Raw genomic sequence first — 19,732 nt, 5'->3', positions numbered from 1 at the left:
AACAATTTGTCGACTGATTCTAGCCGGGCGCTATGCTTGGCCAGACGGCTTGATGACGTAATACCCTCCGGGACTTTCCGGGGCATCAAAGAAATGATCGCGCGCGGCATGCTGTCGTCGCGCGCAATGCCTTACGGCAGCGACAATCGATATTTTCTCGCTGGCCGAGGAACGTTCAAACAAAGGAAGAGGCTATGGTTCAAGTTCGCAAACTGGTGTTAGCAATAGCGGCCGCCTCGGCGCTGTCCTCCGGTATGGCGCATGCCCTCGGGCTCGGGGAGCTGACCCTGAAGTCGACCCTGAACCAGCCGCTGGTCGCGGAAATCGAACTGCTCGATGTCAAGGATCTCACCGCTGCCGAAGTGGTGCCGAGCCTGGCCTCGCCGGAAGATTTCGCCAAGGCCGGCGTCGATCGCCAGGCTTTCCTCAATGATCTGACCTTCACCCCGGTGCTCAACGCCAGCGGCAAGAGTGTGCTGCGCGTAACGTCGAGCAAGCCGCTGTCGGAACCGATGGTGAAATTTCTCGTGCAGGTGATGTGGCCGAACGGCCGACTGTTGCGCGATTACAGCGTTTTGCTGGACCCGTCTAAGTTTTCGCCTCAGACCGCTGATGCCGCCGCTCAAGCTGCGCCGGCACAGACCATCACCGCGCCGACCACGGGTGCAACGCATTCGACGCATACCACCACGCCACGCGACACCCTGTGGGAAATCGCGGCGAAGGCGCGCACTGGCGGATCGATCCAGCAGACCATGCTGGCGATTCAGGCGCTGAACCCTGACGCATTCATCGACGGCAACATCAACCGCCTGAAAACCGGTCAGGTGCTGCGTCTGCCGGATCAGGTGCAAAGTACCGCGTTGCCGCAGTCGAAAGCGATTGCCGAAGTGGCTGCACAGAACGAGGCCTGGCGTCAGGGTCGTCGTTATGTGGCCAAGCCGGGTGCCGGTCAGCAACAGCTCGATGCCACCAAGCGTGGTCGCGCCAATGCCGGCGCTGCGCAGAATGCCAAGGACAACCTGAGCCTCGTTTCCGCCGAAAGCGGCAAGGCTCGTGGAAAGGGCCCGGCCGGTGATGCCAAGGCTCTGAGTAACAAACTGGCCGTGACCCAGGAAAGTCTCGACACGACCCGTCGTGACAATGCGGAACTGAAAAGCCGCATGGCCGATCTGCAAAGTCAGCTGGACAAGCTGCAACGCCTGATCGAACTGAAGAATAACCAACTGGCGAAAATGCAGGCTGAAGGCGCGGGCGCGACCCAGGCACCTGCGGCTGATGCGGCTGCTCCGGCAGTGCCGCCGGTTCCGGCCATTACTGCGGAGCTGGCGGCCACCCCGCCAGCAACGCCGGCCGAGGCCGCACCTGCCGCGCCTGCGCCTGAAGCCGCTGCGCCGACCCCGGTTGAGCCGGTGGTCGAGCCGAAGCCTGTCGCCGACGAAGACAAAACCTTCAACGAACTGCTGACCAACCCGATCCTGCTGGGGCTGGTCGGTGGTGGTGCGGTGGTGTTCCTGCTTCTGCTGTTGCTGCTGGCCCGTCGCCGCAAGGCGCAACAGGAGGCCGAGAAGCATCTGCGCATGGCTCGCGCTCTGGAAGAGCAGTCGTTCTCGCCTGAGCTCGATCTGCCGGAAGACAGCTTCGAAGGCCTGGAAGTGCCGGCGGCAAGCGTCAAGCTCACGCCAGCGCCGGCTCCAGCTCCAGCTCCTGTGGTGGCTCCGGTAGTGATGGCCGAGCCGATCGCCGCGCCACTGGTCGCCCCGGCTGCCGAGCGCTCCGACGACGTGCTGGACAAGGCGCAGTCGCATATCGATAACGGTCGCTTGAATCAGGCGGCAGCGTTGCTGGAGGAGGGCGTCAGCCTGGAGCCGCAGCGTAGCGACTTGCGCCTGAAGCTGATGGAAGTCTACGGTCGCCAGGGTGATCGTGATGCTTTCGTCGGTCAGGAACGCCAACTGGTTGCCAATGGCGACAACTTCGCCAAGGTCGAAGAGCTGAAAAAACGCTTCCCGGCCATGGCGGTCGTTGCGGCTGCCGGTCTGGCGGCAGCGGCCATTGCGGCCGAGCTGGACGAGGATTACGTCAAGGAACTGCTGCTTGATGAGCCAGAAGCGCCTGTCGCCAAGGCCGAAGACGATCTGGACAGCGCTTTCGACCTGAGTCTGGATGATCTCGACAACATCAAGCCGCTGGATCCGGTTGCTCCGGTGGCGGCTGTCGAGCCTGAGGCACCGGTGGAGCTGGACGAATTCCCGGCCGATGATGACCTGAGCTTCGAGTCTGTGCTGCAGCAGACAGAGATCAAGGAAAGCCTTGATGATCTGTCCGACTTCGATCTGGACCTGGACCTGGGTGCCGACCCTGCGCCGGTGCCGGTTGATCTGGCTGACGAGGATTTTCCGCTGGAACTGGACGAGGGCGTGAAGGATCTGCCGCCGGTCGAGCCACCGGTGGTCGCTGAAGCGCCTCTGGACGATCTGGAACTGCCAGCCGATTTCGATCTGTCCCTGGCCGACGAAATGGATGCGACCCCGGCTGAACCGGATGCATTCGCCGCCGAACTGGACGACGTGAATGCCGAGCTGGATCGCCTGTCGAGCAGCATCAACGAGCCAAGCTTCACCGAAGCTGATGCCGCGTTGGGCGATGATCTGGGTGAGGATGACTTCGACTTCCTGTCCGGCACCGACGAAGCCGCTACCAAACTCGATCTGGCTCAGGCCTACATCGACATGGGCGACAACGACGGTGCGCGGGATATCCTCAATGAAGTCATCAGCGAGGGGAACGACAAGCAGAAGAGCGAAGCGAGCGAAATGCTCTCGCATCTGGCCTGAGTCGGTATTCAGCACTAAACAAAACGGCAGCCCATGAGGCTGCCGTTTTTTTTGGGGTCTGGTTTCCCCGTCCCGCCGCCTTATAATGCCCGCCTTTGTAGATCAGCAGGCTGTCCCGACTTGGCAAACATAGATAACCCGGCCGCCGAAATGGCTCCCGAAGGCTTTTTTCGCGTCGCTCTGGGCGTTGAATACAAAGGCTCGCGCTACAGCGGCTGGCAGCGCCAGTCCACCGGTGTGCTCACGGTGCAGGAAACCCTGGAAAATGCCTTGTCGAAGGTCGCCAATTCGCCGATCTCGCTGCAATGCGCCGGGCGCACCGATGCCGGTGTGCATGCCTGCGGGCAGGTTGTGCATTTCGATACACAGGTCGACCGCTCACTGAAAGCCTGGGTCATGGGTGCCAACATCAACTTGCCCCACGACATCAGTGTCAGTTGGGCGAAGGTCATGCCTGCGCACTTTCATGCGCGATTCAAGGCCATTGCCCGGCGCTATCGTTACGTGATCTACAACGATCAGATCCGGCCGGCCCATCTCAATGAAGAAATCACCTGGAATCACCGCCCTCTGGATGTGGAGCGCATGGCCGAGGCCGCGCAGTACCTGATCGGTACCCATGACTTCAGTGCCTTCCGTGCCGGCCAGTGTCAGGCCAAGTCGCCGATCAAGCAGATGCATCACTTGCGCGTGACCCGTCACGGCAAAATGATCGTGCTGGACATCCGCGCCAACGCGTTTCTGCATCACATGGTGCGCAACATCGCCGGAGTGCTGATGACGATCGGTGCCGGTGAACGACCGGTGGAATGGATGAAAGAAGTGCTCGAGAGCCGTGAACGGCGTTCCGGCGGAGTCACGGCTCATCCGTTCGGGCTGTATCTGGTGCAGGTCGAGTACCACGACGAATTCCCGTTGCCCGAGCGTTTCATCGGGCCACATTTCCTTACCGGTTTCTCGGAACTTGACGGCTGACGCCCTCGAATGCATTTGTTACCATCCGGGACTTTCCCGGATTTGCCTTGAGGTTTTATCGACATGTCGGCCGTTCGCAGCAAGATTTGCGGGATTACCCGCATAGAGGATGCGTTGGCAGCCGTCGAGGCCGGGGCCGATGCCATCGGGTTCGTCTTCTACGCCAAAAGCCCTCGGGCGGTGACCGTGCAGCAGGCGCGGGCGATCATCGCCGCGTTGCCGCCGTTCGTGACCACGGTGGGGCTTTTTGTCAACGCCAGTCGCTGCGAGCTCGGGGAAATCCTCGATGCGGTGCCGCTGGATCTGCTGCAATTTCACGGCGACGAGACCGCTGCCGAGTGCGAAGGCTGGCACCGGCCTTATATCAAGGCCCTGCGGGTCAAGGCCGGCGATGACATCGCCGCTGCCTGCGATGCCTATCCGAGCGCCAGTGGCGTGCTGCTCGATACCTACGTTGAAGGCGTACCCGGTGGAACCGGCGAGGCGTTCGACTGGTCATTGATTCCGCAAGGTTTGAGCAAGCCGTTGATTCTTGCCGGCGGGTTGACACCCGAGAACGTCGCCGAAGCGATCGCCCGGGTACGGCCCTATGCGGTTGACGTCAGCGGTGGGGTAGAGGCGAGCAAGGGTATCAAGGATCACGCAAGGATTCGGGCGTTCATCAAGGCCATAGGTTGATGTGACGGCTGGCAGACTGCCGCCGTCCACAGCTCTGTAGAAAAGAGGCTGAGGGTCTTTTCGGGTTGTACGCAGGTCAGTTCCGCTGATCCGGCAACTCCATCGATCATCGCCACACATGAATTTAGCTGAAGGGCATACACGGGGCCGCGAACCAGAGCGTTCGGGCCGCCGGTACTGGAGAAAGAAAGCATGAGCAACTGGTTGGTAGACAAGCTGATCCCTTCGATCATGCGTTCGGAGGTCAAGAAGAGCTCGGTGCCTGAAGGTCTGTGGCACAAATGCCCGTCCTGCGAGGCCGTGCTGTATCGTCCGGAGCTGGAAAAGACCCTGGACGTTTGCCCTAAATGCAACCACCACATGCGCATCGGAGCACGTGCGCGCATCGACATCTTCCTGGATGCAGAAGGTCGTGTTGAGCTGGGTGCCGACCTGGAGCCGGTTGACCGTCTGAAATTCCGTGACGGCAAGAAGTACAAGGATCGCCTGACCGCTGCCCAGAAGCAGACCGGCGAGAAAGACGCGCTGGTTTCCATGAGCGGCACCCTGCTGGGCATGCCTGTCGTGGTTTCGGCGTTTGAATTCAGCTTCATGGGCGGCTCCATGGGCGCCATCGTCGGTGAGCGCTTCGTGCGCGCTGCCAACTACGCTCTGGAAAACCGTTGCCCGATGGTCTGCTTCTCCGCCTCCGGTGGCGCACGGATGCAGGAAGCTCTGATCTCTCTGATGCAGATGGCCAAGACCTCGGCGGTGCTGGCGCGTCTGCGTGAAGAAGGCATTCCGTTCATCTCCGTGCTGACCGATCCGGTTTACGGCGGCGTTTCCGCCAGTCTGGCGATGCTGGGCGACGTGATCGTCGGCGAACCGAAAGCTCTGATCGGCTTCGCCGGCCCGCGCGTGATCGAGCAGACCGTGCGTGAAAAACTGCCGGAAGGCTTCCAGCGCAGCGAGTTCCTGCTGGAGCACGGTGCAATCGACCTGATCATTGATCGTCGTGAACTGCGTCCGCGCCTGGGCAATCTGCTGGCACAACTGACCGGCAAGCCGACGCCGACCTACGTTGCTGCGCCTGTCGAACCGATCGTCGTTCCACCGGTGCCTGCCAACGTATGACCGAGCGCACCCTCGGCGAGTGGCTCGCCTACCTTGAACAGCTGCATCCTTCCGCCATCGACATGGGGCTGGAGCGTTCGCAGCAGGTAGCGTCCCGCATGGGGCTGGGCCAGCCGGCGCCTCGGGTGATTACGGTCACTGGCACCAACGGCAAGGGTTCGACCTGCGCTTTCGTGGCTTCATTGTTGCGGGCGCAGGGCCTGAGCGTCGGTGTGTACAATTCCCCGCACCTGCTGCGTTACAACGAGCGGGTGCAGCTCAATGGCATCGAAGCCTCTGATGCACAGCTGTGCGAAGCCTTCGCGGCGGTCGAGGCCGGGCGTGGCGAGACTTCCCTGACTTACTTCGAAATGGGCACCCTCGCGGCGTTCTGGCTGTTTCAACAGGCCGGGCTTGACGCGGTGGTACTTGAAGTCGGCCTGGGCGGGCGTCTGGACACAGTCAACGTGGTCGACGCGGATATTGCGCTGGTCACCAGCATTGGTGTCGATCATGCGGATTACCTGGGCAATACTCGCGAGTCCGTGGCTTTCGAGAAGGCCGGTATTTTCCGTCAGGGCAAACCCGCGCTGTGCGGCGATCTGAATCCCCCACAACCCCTGCTGGACAAGGCGCGTGAGCTTGCTTGCCCGTTTTTTCTGCGCGGGCGCGATTTCGATCTCGGCATCACTGACCAATTCTGGCAGTGGCGCGGTACCGACGCAGACGGCCAGGCCGTTGAATTGCGCGATTTGCCGCTGCTCGACTTGCCGATGGAAAACGCTGCACTGGCATTGCAGGCTTATCTGCTGCTGGGCTTGCCTTGGGATGCTCGACAGATTGTTGCGGCTTTGCAGGCCACTCGCGTGGTCGGTCGCCTTGATCGTCGCTCGTTCGAATGGAACGGCAAGCGCCTGAACCTGCTGCTGGACGTGGGTCATAACCCGCACGCGGCGGAGTATCTGGCCCGGCGTCTGGCTGCCCGTCCACCGGTCGGCAAGCGTCTGGCCGTGTTCGGCCTGCTGGCGGACAAGGATCTGGATGGCGTGGTCGGTGAGTTGAATGCCAGTGTCCAGCATTGGGCGGTGGCGCCGCTGGATTCGCCGCGAGCGCGCCCTGTCGCTGAGTTGAATGCGGCATTGCAGAACCTTGGCGCGTCGGTCGCGTCTTATGACAGCGTGGCGGCTGCTCTGGAGGGGCAATGTGCAGCGGCCACCAGTGACGACGAGATCTTGTTGTTCGGATCATTTTATTGTGTCGCCGAGGCCCTTGAGTGGCTGGCCCGGCGCTCCACGGAGGAAGCGGCAAATGGCTTTGCTGGATAAAGCGTACAAGCAGCGCATGGTCGGTGCCCTGGTGCTGGTGGCGCTGGCGGTGATTTTCCTGCCCATGCTGTTTTCCCGTCAGGACGAGCAGCGTCAGGTAACCGTAGAGGCGCCCGCTGCGCCGAAGGCGCCTGCCGTGGCGCAGATCCAGATGGAAACCGTGGCGGTGCCTGAGCCGCAAGTCCTGCCGCAAGAGCCGGTGCCGAGTGATGATGAGGTCGCCGAACAGACCGCGCCGGTCGCACCGGTTGTGCCTGCGGCTCCGGCCTCGGCACCCGTAGCCAAACCGGTTGCAGTTGCTCCAGCGCCAGCGGCTGCGCCCGTGAGCAAGCCAGCTGTTGCTCCGGCCCAGCCGATCGCCGCGCTGTCTGCCAAGCCGGATACCACCCAGAGCCGCGTCGATGCCAATGGCCTGTCGGTGAGCTGGTCGGTGCAACTGGCCAGTCTGTCGAGCCGCGCCAGTGCCGAAAGCCTGCAGAAAACCCTGCGCAGTCAGGGCTACAACGCTTATATCCGCTCCGCCGACGGCAAGAATCGGGTGTTCGTCGGTCCGCTGATCGAGCGTGCCGAAGCCGACCGTCTGCGTGATCTGTTGAGCCGCCAGCAGAATCTCAAGGGGTTTGTGGTGCGCTTTCAGCCCGAGCGTGGCTGAAATCTATCACCTCGATTGAAATGCACTGACAATCGCAGCTTACCGACAGCCATGCGCTCTGCTAAAATGCGCCGCCTTATCCGTCTGTAGGCTGCACTGTGCCATTTACCTGGGTTGACTGGGCGATCGTTGCAATCATCGCCATCTCCGCTTTGATCAGTTTGAGCCGCGGCTTCGTCAAGGAAGCACTATCGCTGGTGACCTGGATCATCGCAGGAGCGGTTGCCTGGATGTTCGGTGGCTCACTGTCCGAGTACCTCGCCGGATACATTCAAACGCCATCAGCTCGTGTGATCACGGGCTGTGCCATCATGTTTGTCGCCACACTCATCGTGGGCGCAATGATCAATTATCTTATCGGCGAACTGGTTCGCGTCACCGGATTGTCCGGGACCGACAGGTTTCTCGGCATGGCCTTCGGCGCTGCGCGTGGCGTGTTGCTGGTGGTCGTGGCGGTCGGGCTGTTGAGCCTGGGGCCGGTACAGCAGGACGGGTGGTGGAAAGAATCACAGCTCGTGCCAAAGTTTCTATTGGTCGCAGACTGGTCCAAAAACCTGATTCTCGGGTGGAGCAGTCAGTGGCTTGCCAGCGGAATCAGCGTACCCGCTGATATTCCGTTCAAGGAGCAACTCTTGCCTTCGGCCAAAACGCCTCAGTGAGTGTTGTTCAGTTCAGATCCATTAAGTAGGGGTTGCGTCGCATGTGTGGCATCGTCGGTATCGTCGGTAAGTCGAACGTCAATCAGGCGCTGTATGACGCGCTAACCGTGCTCCAGCACCGCGGCCAGGACGCTGCCGGTATCGTGACCAGCCATGATGGCCGGTTGTTCTTGCGCAAGGACAATGGTCTGGTGCGCGACGTGTTTCAGCAGCGTCACATGCAGCGCCTGGTCGGCCACATGGGTATCGGTCACGTCCGTTACCCGACCGCCGGCAGCTCGACGTCGGCCGAGGCTCAGCCGTTCTACGTCAACTCGCCGTACGGCATTACCCTGGCGCACAACGGCAATCTGACCAACGTTGAGCAGTTGGCCAAAGAGATTTACGAATCCGATCTGCGTCACGTCAACACCAGTTCCGACTCGGAAGTGTTGCTCAACGTGTTCGCCCACGAGCTGGCCCAGCGCGGCAAGCTGCAACCGACTGAAGAAGACGTGTTTGCCGCTGTGACCGACGTGCACAACCGTTGCGTCGGTGGTTACGCCGTCGTGGCGATGGTGACCGGTTACGGCATCGTCGGTTTCCGTGATCCGCACGGCATTCGTCCGATCGTGTTCGGTCAGCGTCACACCGACGAAGGCGTCGAGTACATGATCGCCTCCGAAAGCGTTTCGCTCGACGTACTCGGTTTCACCCTGATTCGCGACCTGGCGCCGGGCGAGGCGGTGTACATCACTGAAGACGGCAAGCTGCACACCCGTCAATGCGCGACCAATCCGTCCCTGACTCCGTGCATTTTCGAACACGTCTACCTGGCGCGTCCGGATTCGATCATCGACGGCGTGTCGGTCTACAAGGCTCGTCTGCGCATGGGTGAGAAACTGGCCGAGAAAATCCTGCGTGAGCGTCCCGAGCACGACATCGACGTGGTCATCCCGATTCCGGACACCAGCCGCACTGCCGCGCTGGAGCTGGCGAATCATCTGGGCGTGAAATTTCGCGAAGGTTTCGTCAAGAACCGTTACATCGGCCGTACCTTCATCATGCCTGGCCAGGCCGCGCGCAAGAAATCGGTACGCCAGAAGCTCAACGCCATCGAGCTGGAATTCCGCGGCAAGAACGTGATGCTGGTGGACGACTCGATCGTTCGCGGTACCACCTGCAAGCAAATCATCCAGATGGCCCGTGAAGCCGGCGCGAAAAACGTCTACTTCTGCTCGGCGGCCCCGGCCGTGCGCTTCCCGAACGTTTATGGCATCGACATGCCAAGCGCCCATGAGCTGATCGCACACAATCGTTCGACCCAGGATGTGGCTGACCTGATCGGCGCTGACTGGCTGATCTATCAGGACCTGCCTGACTTGATCGAAGCGGTCGGTGGCGGCAAGATCAAGATCGAAAACTTCGATTGTGCAGTGTTCGACGGCAAGTATGTTACCGGTGACGTCGATGAGGCCTATCTGAACAAGATCGAACAGGCACGCAACGATGCCTCGAAGGCCAAGACCCAGGCGGTCAGCGCGATCATCGATCTGTACAACAACTGAGTTTCAACCGGCCCTTAGGGGCCGGTTTTGTATCTGGCAAAAGACTTTTATTTACCGAGAACAGGGCAAGGAGTGACAGCATGAGTCAGGAATGGGATGCCGGTCGGCTGGACAGCGACCTCGAAGGCGTAGCGTTCGATACCCTGGCCGTACGTGCCGGTCAGCACCGTACGCCGGAAGGCGAGCACGGTGATCCGATGTTCTTCACTTCCAGCTACGTTTTCCGTACCGCCGCCGATGCCGCTGCACGGTTTGCCGGGGAAGTGCCGGGCAACGTTTACTCGCGTTATACCAACCCGACGGTTCGCTCGTTCGAAGAGCGTATTGCCGCGCTGGAAGGCGCCGAACAAGCCGTTGCCACGGCAACCGGCATGGCCGCGATCATGGCGGTGGTGATGAGCCTGTGCAGTGCCGGCGATCATGTACTGGTGTCGCGCAGCGTGTTCGGTTCGACCATCAGTCTGTTCGAGAAATACTTCAAGCGCTTCGGCGTGGAAGTCGATTACGTGCCGCTGGCGGATCTGTCGGCCTGGGATGCGGCGATCAAGTCCAACACCAAATTGCTGTTCGTCGAGTCGCCATCCAATCCGCTGGCTGAACTGGTGGATATCACCGCGCTGGCAGAAATCGCTCACGCCAAGGGCGCCATGCTGGTGGTCGACAACTGCTTCTGTACACCGGCATTGCAACAGCCGTTGAAACTCGGCGCAGATATCGTCGTGCATTCGGCCACCAAGTTCATCGATGGCCAGGGTCGTTGCATGGGCGGTGTGGTCGCCGGGCGCAGTGAGCAGATGAAAGAAGTCGTGGGTTTCCTGCGAACCGCTGGCCCGACCTTGAGCCCGTTCAACGCCTGGATCTTCCTCAAGGGCCTGGAAACCCTCAATCTGCGGATGAAGGCGCACTGTGCCAACGCGCAGCAACTGGCTGAATGGCTGGAGCAGCAGGATGGTATCGAGAAGGTGCATTACGCCGGCCTCGAGAGCCACCCGCAGCACGAACTGGCCAGGCGTCAGCAGAAGGGCTTTGGTGCGGTGGTCAGCTTCGAGGTCAAGGGCGGCAAAGACGGCGCCTGGCGTTTCATTGATGCGACCCGGTTGATCTCGATTACCGCCAACCTGGGTGACAGCAAAACCACCATCACTCATCCGAGCACCACGTCGCACGGCCGTCTGGCGCCGCAGGAGCGTGAAGCAGCGGGGATTCGTGACAGCCTGATCCGCATTGCGGTGGGGCTGGAGGACGTCGCGGATCTGCAAGCCGATCTGGCGCGCGGTCTGGCGGCGTTGTGATCGAGTTGTCTTCCCTGACGACGGGTACCCATGGCCGCGTGGCGCTGGTCACGGGAGCCGCCCGCGGTATCGGACTGGGTATCGCGGCGTGGCTGATCAGTGAAGGCTGGCAGGTGGTGCTGACGGATCTGGACCGCGCGCGAGGCTCCAGGGTGGCGAGTGTGCTTGGCGAAAATGCCTGCTTCATCGCCATGGATGTGGCGGATGAAGGTCAGGTGTCACGTGGCGTCGCTGAGGTGCTGGGGCAGTTCGGTCGGCTGGATGCCTTGGTGTGCAACGCGGCGGTGGCGGATCCGCACAATATTGTTCTGGAAAGCCTCGATCTCGCGTACTGGAATCGGGTTCTGGCGGTGAATCTCAGTGGGCCGATGCTGTTGGCCAAGCATTGTGCACCGTATCTGCGGGCGCATAACGGGGCAATCGTCAATCTGGCCTCGACCCGTGCAGCGCAGTCGGAGCCCGATACCGAAGCCTATGCCGCAAGCAAGGGTGGATTGCTGGCGTTGACTCATGCACTGGCAATCAGTCTTGGACCGGAGATTCGCGTCAATGCGGTCAGCCCGGGCTGGATCGATGCGCGGGATCCCTCCGCGCGTCGTGCTGAGCCGTTGACAGATACAGATCATGCCCAGCACCCGGCAGGCAGGGTAGGGACGGTCGAGGATGTGGCGGCAATGGTGGCATGGCTGCTGTCGAAGAATGCCGGGTTCGTGACGGGGCAGGAATTCGTGGTCGACGGCGGCATGACCAAGAAAATGATCTACTCGGAATGACATGTTTTTGTCTTTTTGAGAAAAACTTCAATCCTGCTATTGACTTAGGTTCGCTACCTGCGTAAATTTCGCGGCCTCGGAGATGCAAACGGGTGATTAGCTCAGCTGGGAGAGCGTCTGCCTTACAAGCAGAATGTCGGCGGTTCGATCCCGTCATCACCCACCAGTCCCGAGATACTTGCGAAAGCAAGAGGTAGGCTGAAAGTGCCTCCACCGACGCGCAGCGGTAGTTCAGTCGGTTAGAATACCGGCCTGTCACGCCGGGGGTCGCGGGTTCGAGTCCCGTCCGCTGCGCCATATTTAACGAGTCAGGCAGTACCTGGTTCGCGATTGAAAAGCACTGAAGCTTTCAGTCAAACGAGTTACTTGAGCGCAAGCTCAAAGCGATACGCAGCGGTAGTTCAGTCGGTTAGAATACCGGCCTGTCACGCCGGGGGTCGCGGGTTCGAGTCCCGTCCGCTGCGCCATATCTGTTTCGAGGACCACTGAACGCCTTGAAGCGCCGAAATCAACCTCTGGTTGATTTGGAATCGATAGCAAAGACCCTGGTCGAAAGACCGGGGTTTTTTGTGTCTGAAATTTGACCTGTCCCAAATTCCTCCTCCAGTTGCCGCGCGACGACTGCACGTTGTCCGCGCGACAATGTCTTCTGCGTCATCGGGTCACTGCGATGCATTGCCACATTGATTTTTGATTTTTTAGTCAGTTTTTTGTAACTGGTTATTTGCTGCGAGCGCGGAAACCTATAAAGTTAACCTTTCGGTCAGCTTTGCACTGTCATCACGCCCTTTGTTTAGCCAAAAGGGCTTCTGCAAGACTCGAGATTCCCAGTAGATAACCAGAAGGGCGGATCCATAACCGCCCAGAGGATGATCCATGTCCAACCGTGAAATATCCCGGCGCTCGTTCCTTCAGGGCGGGCTGGTGGCGGGAGTGAGCGTTACGCTCACGCCGCTCAGCAGCCAGGCGCTGGCTGCCTTGATGGAAAACAGCGTGACCGTGCCGTCCGAGCAGTGGCTCGGCAATAACGGCAAGGCGCGCCAGCGTAACGATGCCTTGTCCAAGGTCTGCGGCAGCAAAGTGTTTGCCCGTGACATCCGCTCCAAGGACATGCCGGGCTGGCCGCAGCAGCAAGGCCACGCCATGTTGCTGAAAACCATCAAGGCCGACCGTATCTACGACGGCTATGACCTGTCGTGGCTCGGCGCCGATCTGCAGCCTGACCGTATCGTCACCGCGGCCGACCTGGACAAGGACGGCATCGTATTCCCGGAAGAGCATGCTCCGGATCCATTGTTGCCTGAGGGCAAGGTACCGATGTTCATCGGTCATCCGGTGGCGATCCTGATCTGGAACGATTTCGAGCGTTTCCGTCAGGCCAAGAACAAACTCAAATTCAATGACAAAGCGATTCGTTACGGTGCAAAAGTGCCGTTCTACGAAGGCGATCCCTATGGCAGTTTCCGCTACGTGCGCGTCGGTGGCCCGACCTCGGCAGACGAAGACGAGTTCGCCAGCCTCAAGGACTCGATCCTGTTCCCGATGCTCAAGAACCGTCGCCCGGTGTGGAATTCCCAGCCGAACCTGCACGGCAACCTGACCGAACGCGGTCTGTTTTACGCCGACCGCATGAAGAAAGAGATCGACACCCCGCCGGACAACTGGCTGGTGTTCGACGAGCGCTACAAAACACCGTCCATCGAACCGGCAGCCATGGAGCCGGACAACGGCAACGGCTGGTACGACCCGGCGACCAGGACCCTGCATTTCGTTGTCGCCACCCAGTGTCCGCTGGAAGCGGCAACCGAGACTGCGAAGATGATTTCGCCGTCGCGTTTCGGTCTTGCCCACCTGAACATGCACCCGGGTTACACCGTGGGTTACGGTTCCAAGGACCACAATATCTTCGTTTACTACGCAGCCTTGGCGGCGCTGTACGGAGCAGGGGTACCGATTCGCCTGGCTAACGACCGCTACGAGCAGTTCCAGAGCGGTATCAAGCGTCACCCGTTCGATATTCGTTACCAGTTGGCGGTGGACAAGACCGATCACAGCTTCAAGATTTTCCGCGCCGAAATGAGCGTCGATGGCGGCGGCCGGATCAACTACAGCCCGTCAGTGGCCGCCGTTGGCGCTACCGCGGCTCAGTCGATCTACTACATGCCGCAGAACGACCTTCAGGTGACTGCCTACCACTCCCGTGGTGTTGAGGCGGGTTCGATGCGGGGTTACGGCACCCTGCAAAGCATGGCTTCCACCGAAATGATGGTCGACGAAATTGCCGATCGTCTTGGTGTCGATGCCATCGATCTGCGTCGCAAGAACGCATTGCGTTCGGGGATGAAAAACACCCAGGGCGCGATCCCTGCCGGTGCGCTGCGCCTGCACGAGATTCTCGACAAGGCGTCGCTGCACGAAGTCTGGAAAAATCGCGACGCCATCAAGAAGCGGCGTGAAGCGGCAGACCCGGACAACTGGTACGGCGTCGGTTTTGCCATTTGCCAGAAGGACTTCGGCACCGGCTCCGAAGCACCGATGGCCAGCATTGAGTTCACCGCTGAAGGGCGCATTTCCCTGCGTCACATCGGTATCGAGATCGGCACCGGCATGTCTACCTCGCAAGCCATGGTGGTCGCTGATTTCCTCGGCAGCCCGGCGCACGACGTGAAGACCGGCGAGACCGAATGGAAGGAAATGCAGCTGGTCACTGCCGGCAACCCTTACATCATGAGTCAGGCCGAGCAGGACAACTTTCTGCGCAACCCGCGCTGGGTCGGCAAGCTGGCGTCGGCCTCGTCCGCGACCAACTCTGCCTACTACTTCAGCCACGCCACCCGTGAAGCGGCGCGCGTGCTGTTCAATCATGGTCTGTGGCCGGCGGCGCTGGAGATCTGGCGTCAGGGCCCATACGGCGGCCAGGCCAACCCTTACGTCGTGCGCCGCGAAGATGCGCATTGGGTCGACGGCAAACTGACTGCCAACGGCATGCAGCCGTTGAGCTTCGAAGAGCTGGCCAAGCGCGCCCACGAGCGTGGTCTGGTGACCGCCGCCACGGTTCACGGTTTCAACCGCTGGAGCTGGGCCGAAGCCGAATACAGCATTGACGGCGTGCGCGAGCGTCTGCCGCTGGACGGTCTGGCGGTGAAGTACGGTGATGGCGCTCCGAAAGCCAAGAAGGCGCAGATGACCAGCGACGGTTTCCATTTGCTGGATCGGCAGAATGTCGCCTATCCGGTGGTTCAACTGAACAACGCTGCCGTCACCTACTACAGCCCGGTGGCGACGCTGGTCGAATTGAAAGTCAACAAAGGTTCGGCAGAAGTCGAAGTGCTCAACCATCACTCGTGGCTGGAGTGCGGCCGGGTGCTGGTCGAAGAACTGGTTCGTGGCCAGCTCGAAGGCGGCATCGCCATGGGCATCGGTCACGCCTTGATGGAAGAAATGCCACTGTACGAAGGCGGGCCAGGGGAGGGTGACTGGAACTTCAACCGTTACCGTCTGCCGATGGCGCGCCATGTGGCGGTATGGAAGCAGACATCGGAGATCCTGCCGCCGCTGTCGCCAAGCGACCCGTCCAAAGGCATCGCCGAAGTGGTGATGATCCCGGTGGTCGGCGCCATCGGTAACGCCGTGGCCCACGCCATCGGCAAACGTGTCCGCGACCTTCCAATCACTGCTGCGCGCATCAAGGAGGCCCTCAATGGCTAACCGTCCGCTTCAACTGACCCTCAACGGTCAATCCGTCGGCCCGGTGGACATCCCTGATGACCTGCCGATGATCGATTACCTGCACGAATACAAGAACCTCACCGGCTCGCGTCTGGGCTGCGGCCAGGGCATCTGCCACGCCTGTGTGGTGATCGTCGATAACCCGGACGGTACCAGCGAAGAAGTGCGCACCTGCATCACTGGCGCGCATTATTTCGAGGGCAAGAAGGTCCGCACCATCGAGGGCCATGCCAAGCGTGACGAGCAGGGTCAGGTCACTGAGCTGAACCCGATCCAGCAGCGTTTTGTCGATGAGTTCGCCTTCCAGTGCAGTTACTGCGCACCGGGCTTCGTCAACGCCGCGACCGTGCTGGTGGAAAAGCTGCAACGCCAGCCAATCGTCAAAAGCAAGCTGGAACAAGTCATCGAGGACAGCCTCGGCCATCACATCTGCCGTTGCACCGGGTATGTGCGTTACTACAACGCTACCCGCAACGTGCTGACGGATCTCGGCCTGGTCAAGGAGGGTTAAGCATGATGCGTTTACTGACCCGCCTGACCCTGGCGGTCGGGCTTGCCGTGCCTGTGCTGGCGGCCCATGCGGATGATCAGGTCAAGCGCGGCGAATACCTCGCCCGCGCTGCTGACTGCATGGCTTGCCACACGGCACCGGGTGGGGCGCCGTTTGCCGGTGGGCTGCCGATCGTTTCACCGTTCGGCACGATCTACGGCACCAACATCACCCCGAGCAAGGAGCATGGCATCGGCCTTTACAGCGATGACGAGTTCTTCGCGGCACTCACCGAAGGCAAACGTCGTGATGGCGCCAACCTGTACCCGGCGATGCCGTATACCTCGTATCATTTGATGCCGCGTGCGGATTCGGATGCGATTCATGCGTATCTGAAAACCATCGAGCCGATCGAGCGCGCCGCGCCGGTGACGAGCCTGAGCTTCCCATTCAACGTGCGTCCGGGCCTGATGGGCTGGAACATGATGTACGGCAAAGCCTTGAAACTGGAGCCGGTAGAAGGCAAAAGCGAAGCCTGGAAGCGCGGCCAGTACATGGTCGAGGTGCTTGGTCACTGTGGCGAATGTCATACGCCACGCGGCCTTCCCGGCGCCATGCAGCTGGACAAGCGCCTGACTGGCGGCATCCTCAACGGTTATCTGGCTCCCAGCCTGCTGGCGACGGATCTGGCGGCCCGCGGCTGGAACCATCAGGACCTGAGCACGTTCCTCAAGCACGGCATGAGTGCCCAGGGCACGATGTTCAACGAGATGTTCCCCGTGTTCCACAACAGCACCCAGGGTCTGAATGATCCGGATCTGGCGGCGATGGCAACCTTCCTGCTCGGCGACAAGCCACCGGCGGTAAAAGAGCTGGTTGAAGTGCCGGTGGAAAAACTCGGTGCCAGCGCTCAACGCGGTCGTCAGGAATACTTGAACATCTGCGCCGGCTGTCACGCTGCCGGTGGCGAAGGCAAGCCGCATATTGCGGTGGCCATGCGCGGCAACACCACGTTGCGTCTGGAAGACCCGCGCAACCTCTTGCGAGTGATCGAGGATGGTATCGGCGAACAGAAATTCGCCGGGTTCGAACACATGCAGCCGATGCCGGGTTTTGCCGACAAGCTCAGTGCCGAACAACTGACCGACCTGCTGAACTACCTGCGTCAGGGTTGGGGTGGTCAGTCGGCCGAGTTGGCGGTGGGTGATGTGCAGAAGCTGCAGGCTGACGCACCATCCACCGAGCACAAGGCGCACTGATCATGCAGCATCTCGATCTGCAGGTTGTGCGTCGGGCGCTGGAATGGTCGACGGCGGGGCAGCGCATCTGGTTCTGCACCGTACTGACGACCTACGGTTCGGCGCCGCGCGCGCCGGGTTCGCTGCTGGCAGTGAACGACGGCGGGCAGTGGATCGGGTCGCTGTCCGGAGGTTGCGTCGAGGAAGATTTTCTCGAACGCGTCGCCGAAGGCGCGTTCCTCGATGCGATCAATGTGGTGCGTTATGGCGAAGGCGATGATCCGCGCTCGCGGGTCAGTCTGCCATGCGGCGGCATTCTCGATGTGCTGGTAGAGAAATTTGACGCTGACTGCAATGTGCAGGCGCATCTGCGTGAGCTCGAATCGGCATTGCTTGGGCAGCGCCGGTTGATTCGTGAGGTCGATCTGGCGACGGGCGCGCGTACGGTGTTTGCGGATCGTGAGCAAGGGGCGCGAATCGAGCGAGAAATCGACCGGGTACGGATTCGCATCGGGGCTGCCCAGCGTTTGCTGCTGGCCGGCTATTCCAGCGTGGCGCAGGCCTGTGCGGAGTTCGCCGTCGGTCTCGGCTTCGAAGTGATTCTGTGCGATCCGCGTGATGAAGTGCTCGACGGCGTGATGCTCGATGGCGTGGAGATTCGTCGGCAGTTGCCGTCGGTGTTTATTGCCGATGGCGGTTGCCACCGTGATACGGCGGTTGTGGCATTGACCCACGATCCGCGCATCGACGATCTGGCGATGATGGAGGCTGTACGCACCGAAGCTTTCTACATCGGTGTGATGGGCTCGCAGCAGACGTCGCAGAAACGCTTCGAGCGCTTGCGCCGGATTGGCGGGTTGGGGGAGAGCGAGTTGGCGCGGATTCATGCGCCGATCGGTCTCAATCTCGGTAGCAAGACGCCGGCGGAAATTGCCTTGGCGGTGTTGGCAGATATCCTGCGGATTCGTAGCGGGATTGCACGAGATCAGTTGTGATAGGTGCAGAATGAAAAAAAGGCCGCTTTCCAGCGGCCCTTTTTTTGCGCGTCAAAAACCGAGCTTGTCGCGCAATCCGTAATACCACGCGCCGAGTGCGGCAAACGGTGTGCGTAGCAGTTGCCCACCCGGGAACGGGTAGTGCGGCAGATCGGCAAACGCGTCGAAGCGCTCGGCTTGCCCGCGCAGCGCCTCGGCCAATACCTTGCCGGCCAGGTGGGTGTAAGTCACACCGTGGCCGCTGCAGCCTTGAGAATAATAGATGTTGTCGCCCAGGCGACCGACCTGAGGCAGACGCGACAGGGTCAGCAGGAAATTGCCGGTCCAGGCGTAATCGATTTTCACATTCTTGAGTTGCGGGAAGGCCTTGAGCATTTTCGGCCGGATGATCGCCTCGATATTCGCCGGATCCCGGGCGCCGTAGACCACGCCGCCACCGAATATCAGGCGTTTATCAGCGGTCAGGCGGTAGTAGTCGAGCAGATAATTGCAGTCTTCGACGCAGTAGTCCTGCGGCAGCAGGGATTTTGCCAGATCATCGCCCAGAGGCTCGGTAGTGATGACCTGAGTGCCGCACGGCATCGATTTGGCTGCCAGCTCTGGCACCAGATTGCCCAAGTAGGCGTTGCCGGCAACGATGATGAATTTGGCCCTGACCTTGCCCTGTGGCGTATGCACGATCGGGTTGGCTCCGCGTTCGATGCGCAGGGCCGGCGACTGTTCGTAGATTGCTCCACCCAGGGATTCCACCGCTGCGGCCTCGCCCAGTGCCAGGTTGAGTGGGTGGATGTGTCCGCCGCTCATGTCGAGCATGCCACCGACGTATTGATCGCAGGCGACCACTTCGCGAATGCGCCGCTGATCCAGCAGTTCAAGTTGAGTGTGCCCGAAGCGTTCCCACAAGCGCTTCTGCGATTCCAGATGGCTCATCTGCTTGGCCGACAGGGCGGCGAATACGCCGCCGTCCTTCAGATCGCACTGGATGTTGTATTGGCTGACGCGATCACGAATGATCCGACCGCCCTCGAACGCCATTTGTCCGAGCAGTTGGGCCTGTTTCGGACCGACGCTGCGCTCGATGACATCAATGTCGCGACTGTAGCTGTTGACTATTTGCCCGCCATTGCGGCCTGACGCGCCGAATCCGACCTTCGCGGCTTCCAGCACGGTTACTCGAAAACCGTTCTCCAGCAGGAACAGGGCCGAGGAAAGTCCCGTGTAACCAGCACCAATCACACAGACATCCGTCTCCACGTCATCCTGCAGCGCAGGGCGCGGTGGTACGGCGTTGGCCGACGCAGCGTAATAAGACTCTGGGTAAGGGGTGTTTGCCATCCTGCAGCCTCTGTTTAATATATTTTACGAGTGAGGCGATCCTACCCGAGTTGAAAAACCTCCGCCAGCCACCGGGAAATCTTCCTGGCGGAGGGCGAAATTAAATATTTTGCAT

Annotated in this window: 15 protein-coding genes and 3 tRNA genes; 17 read left to right on the top strand and 1 reads right to left on the bottom strand. The window is 60.6% G+C overall.

Annotation, left to right across the window (positions count from 1 at the left end):
* The first annotated feature begins 194 nt into the window (after positions 1-194).
* The 17 genes from ACK6BI_RS10065 to ACK6BI_RS09985 all read left to right on the top strand — a co-directional run bounded on the left by ACK6BI_RS10065 (position 195) and on the right by ACK6BI_RS09985 (position 18,282).
* A complete protein-coding gene (locus tag ACK6BI_RS10065; protein ID WP_409316960.1) occupies positions 195-2,837 on the top strand; it encodes a FimV/HubP family polar landmark protein in 2,643 nt (880 codons plus the stop codon).
* A 150-nt stretch (positions 2,838-2,987) separates the two neighbouring features.
* A complete protein-coding gene (gene truA, locus ACK6BI_RS10060; protein WP_065261450.1) occupies positions 2,988-3,812 on the top strand; it encodes a tRNA pseudouridine(38-40) synthase TruA in 825 nt (274 codons plus the stop codon).
* A gap of 63 nt (positions 3,813-3,875) precedes the next feature.
* A complete protein-coding gene (locus ACK6BI_RS10055) occupies positions 3,876-4,490 on the top strand; it encodes a phosphoribosylanthranilate isomerase (RefSeq protein WP_409316959.1) in 615 nt (204 codons plus the stop codon).
* A gap of 192 nt (positions 4,491-4,682) precedes the next feature.
* Positions 4,683-5,603 carry an acetyl-CoA carboxylase, carboxyltransferase subunit beta gene (accD, locus tag ACK6BI_RS10050; RefSeq protein WP_260522925.1) on the top strand — a complete coding sequence of 307 codons (921 nt, stop codon included), beginning with the start codon at positions 4,683-4,685 and terminating at the stop codon, positions 5,601-5,603.
* Complete coding sequence (folC, locus tag ACK6BI_RS10045; protein ID WP_409316958.1) at positions 5,600-6,907, top strand: bifunctional tetrahydrofolate synthase/dihydrofolate synthase; 1,308 nt, start codon at positions 5,600-5,602, stop codon at positions 6,905-6,907. Before accD ends, folC begins: the two co-directional genes overlap by 4 nt.
* Positions 6,891-7,559 carry an SPOR domain-containing protein gene (locus ACK6BI_RS10040; RefSeq protein ID WP_409316957.1) on the top strand — a complete coding sequence of 223 codons (669 nt, stop codon included), beginning with the start codon at positions 6,891-6,893 and terminating at the stop codon, positions 7,557-7,559. Before folC ends, ACK6BI_RS10040 begins: the two co-directional genes overlap by 17 nt.
* A gap of 98 nt (positions 7,560-7,657) precedes the next feature.
* A complete protein-coding gene (locus tag ACK6BI_RS10035; RefSeq protein ID WP_007956464.1) occupies positions 7,658-8,218 on the top strand; it encodes a CvpA family protein in 561 nt (186 codons plus the stop codon).
* 41 nt (positions 8,219-8,259) lie between these two features.
* Positions 8,260-9,765, top strand: coding sequence for an amidophosphoribosyltransferase (gene purF, locus ACK6BI_RS10030; RefSeq protein ID WP_260522928.1), 1,506 nt, complete (start codon positions 8,260-8,262; stop codon positions 9,763-9,765).
* Between the two features lie 80 nt (positions 9,766-9,845).
* Positions 9,846-11,057 carry an O-succinylhomoserine sulfhydrylase gene (locus tag ACK6BI_RS10025; RefSeq protein WP_409316956.1) on the top strand — a complete coding sequence of 404 codons (1,212 nt, stop codon included), beginning with the start codon at positions 9,846-9,848 and terminating at the stop codon, positions 11,055-11,057.
* Positions 11,054-11,830 carry an SDR family oxidoreductase gene (locus ACK6BI_RS10020; RefSeq protein WP_409316955.1) on the top strand — a complete coding sequence of 259 codons (777 nt, stop codon included), beginning with the start codon at positions 11,054-11,056 and terminating at the stop codon, positions 11,828-11,830. Before ACK6BI_RS10025 ends, ACK6BI_RS10020 begins: the two co-directional genes overlap by 4 nt.
* A gap of 90 nt (positions 11,831-11,920) precedes the next feature.
* Positions 11,921-11,996, top strand: a tRNA-Val gene (locus tag ACK6BI_RS10015).
* 54 nt (positions 11,997-12,050) lie between these two features.
* Positions 12,051-12,127: transfer RNA gene (locus tag ACK6BI_RS10010), tRNA-Asp, on the top strand.
* A 93-nt stretch (positions 12,128-12,220) separates the two neighbouring features.
* Positions 12,221-12,297: transfer RNA gene (locus ACK6BI_RS10005), tRNA-Asp, on the top strand.
* Positions 12,298-12,706: 409 nt separating this feature from the next.
* Positions 12,707-15,538 carry a xanthine dehydrogenase family protein molybdopterin-binding subunit gene (locus ACK6BI_RS10000; protein WP_409316954.1) on the top strand — a complete coding sequence of 944 codons (2,832 nt, stop codon included), beginning with the start codon at positions 12,707-12,709 and terminating at the stop codon, positions 15,536-15,538.
* Positions 15,531-16,070, top strand: a complete 540-nt coding sequence (locus tag ACK6BI_RS09995) for a (2Fe-2S)-binding protein (protein WP_039771584.1) — start codon at positions 15,531-15,533, stop codon at positions 16,068-16,070. The genes ACK6BI_RS10000 and ACK6BI_RS09995 overlap by 8 nt, the downstream gene beginning before the upstream one ends.
* A gap of 2 nt (positions 16,071-16,072) precedes the next feature.
* A complete protein-coding gene (locus ACK6BI_RS09990; RefSeq protein WP_409316953.1) occupies positions 16,073-17,308 on the top strand; it encodes a c-type cytochrome in 1,236 nt (411 codons plus the stop codon).
* Between the two features lie 2 nt (positions 17,309-17,310).
* A complete protein-coding gene (locus tag ACK6BI_RS09985; protein ID WP_409316952.1) occupies positions 17,311-18,282 on the top strand; it encodes an XdhC family protein in 972 nt (323 codons plus the stop codon).
* A gap of 51 nt (positions 18,283-18,333) precedes the next feature.
* Here ACK6BI_RS09985 and ACK6BI_RS09980 read toward each other — a convergent pair whose 3' ends face one another.
* Positions 18,334-19,617: an NAD(P)/FAD-dependent oxidoreductase gene (locus tag ACK6BI_RS09980; protein WP_409316951.1), complete on the bottom strand. Its 1,284-nt coding sequence runs from the start codon at positions 19,615-19,617 to the stop codon at positions 18,334-18,336.
* Positions 19,618-19,732 lie beyond the last annotated feature (115 nt).

The sequence above is a fragment of the Pseudomonas sp. KCJK9016 genome (genome assembly GCF_046231795.1).
Taxonomy (GTDB): Bacteria; Pseudomonadota; Gammaproteobacteria; order Pseudomonadales; family Pseudomonadaceae; genus Aquipseudomonas; species Aquipseudomonas bananamidigenes.
The sequence above is the reverse complement of the archived record's forward strand: the minus strand, read 5'-3'. Positions and strand labels throughout refer to the sequence as shown.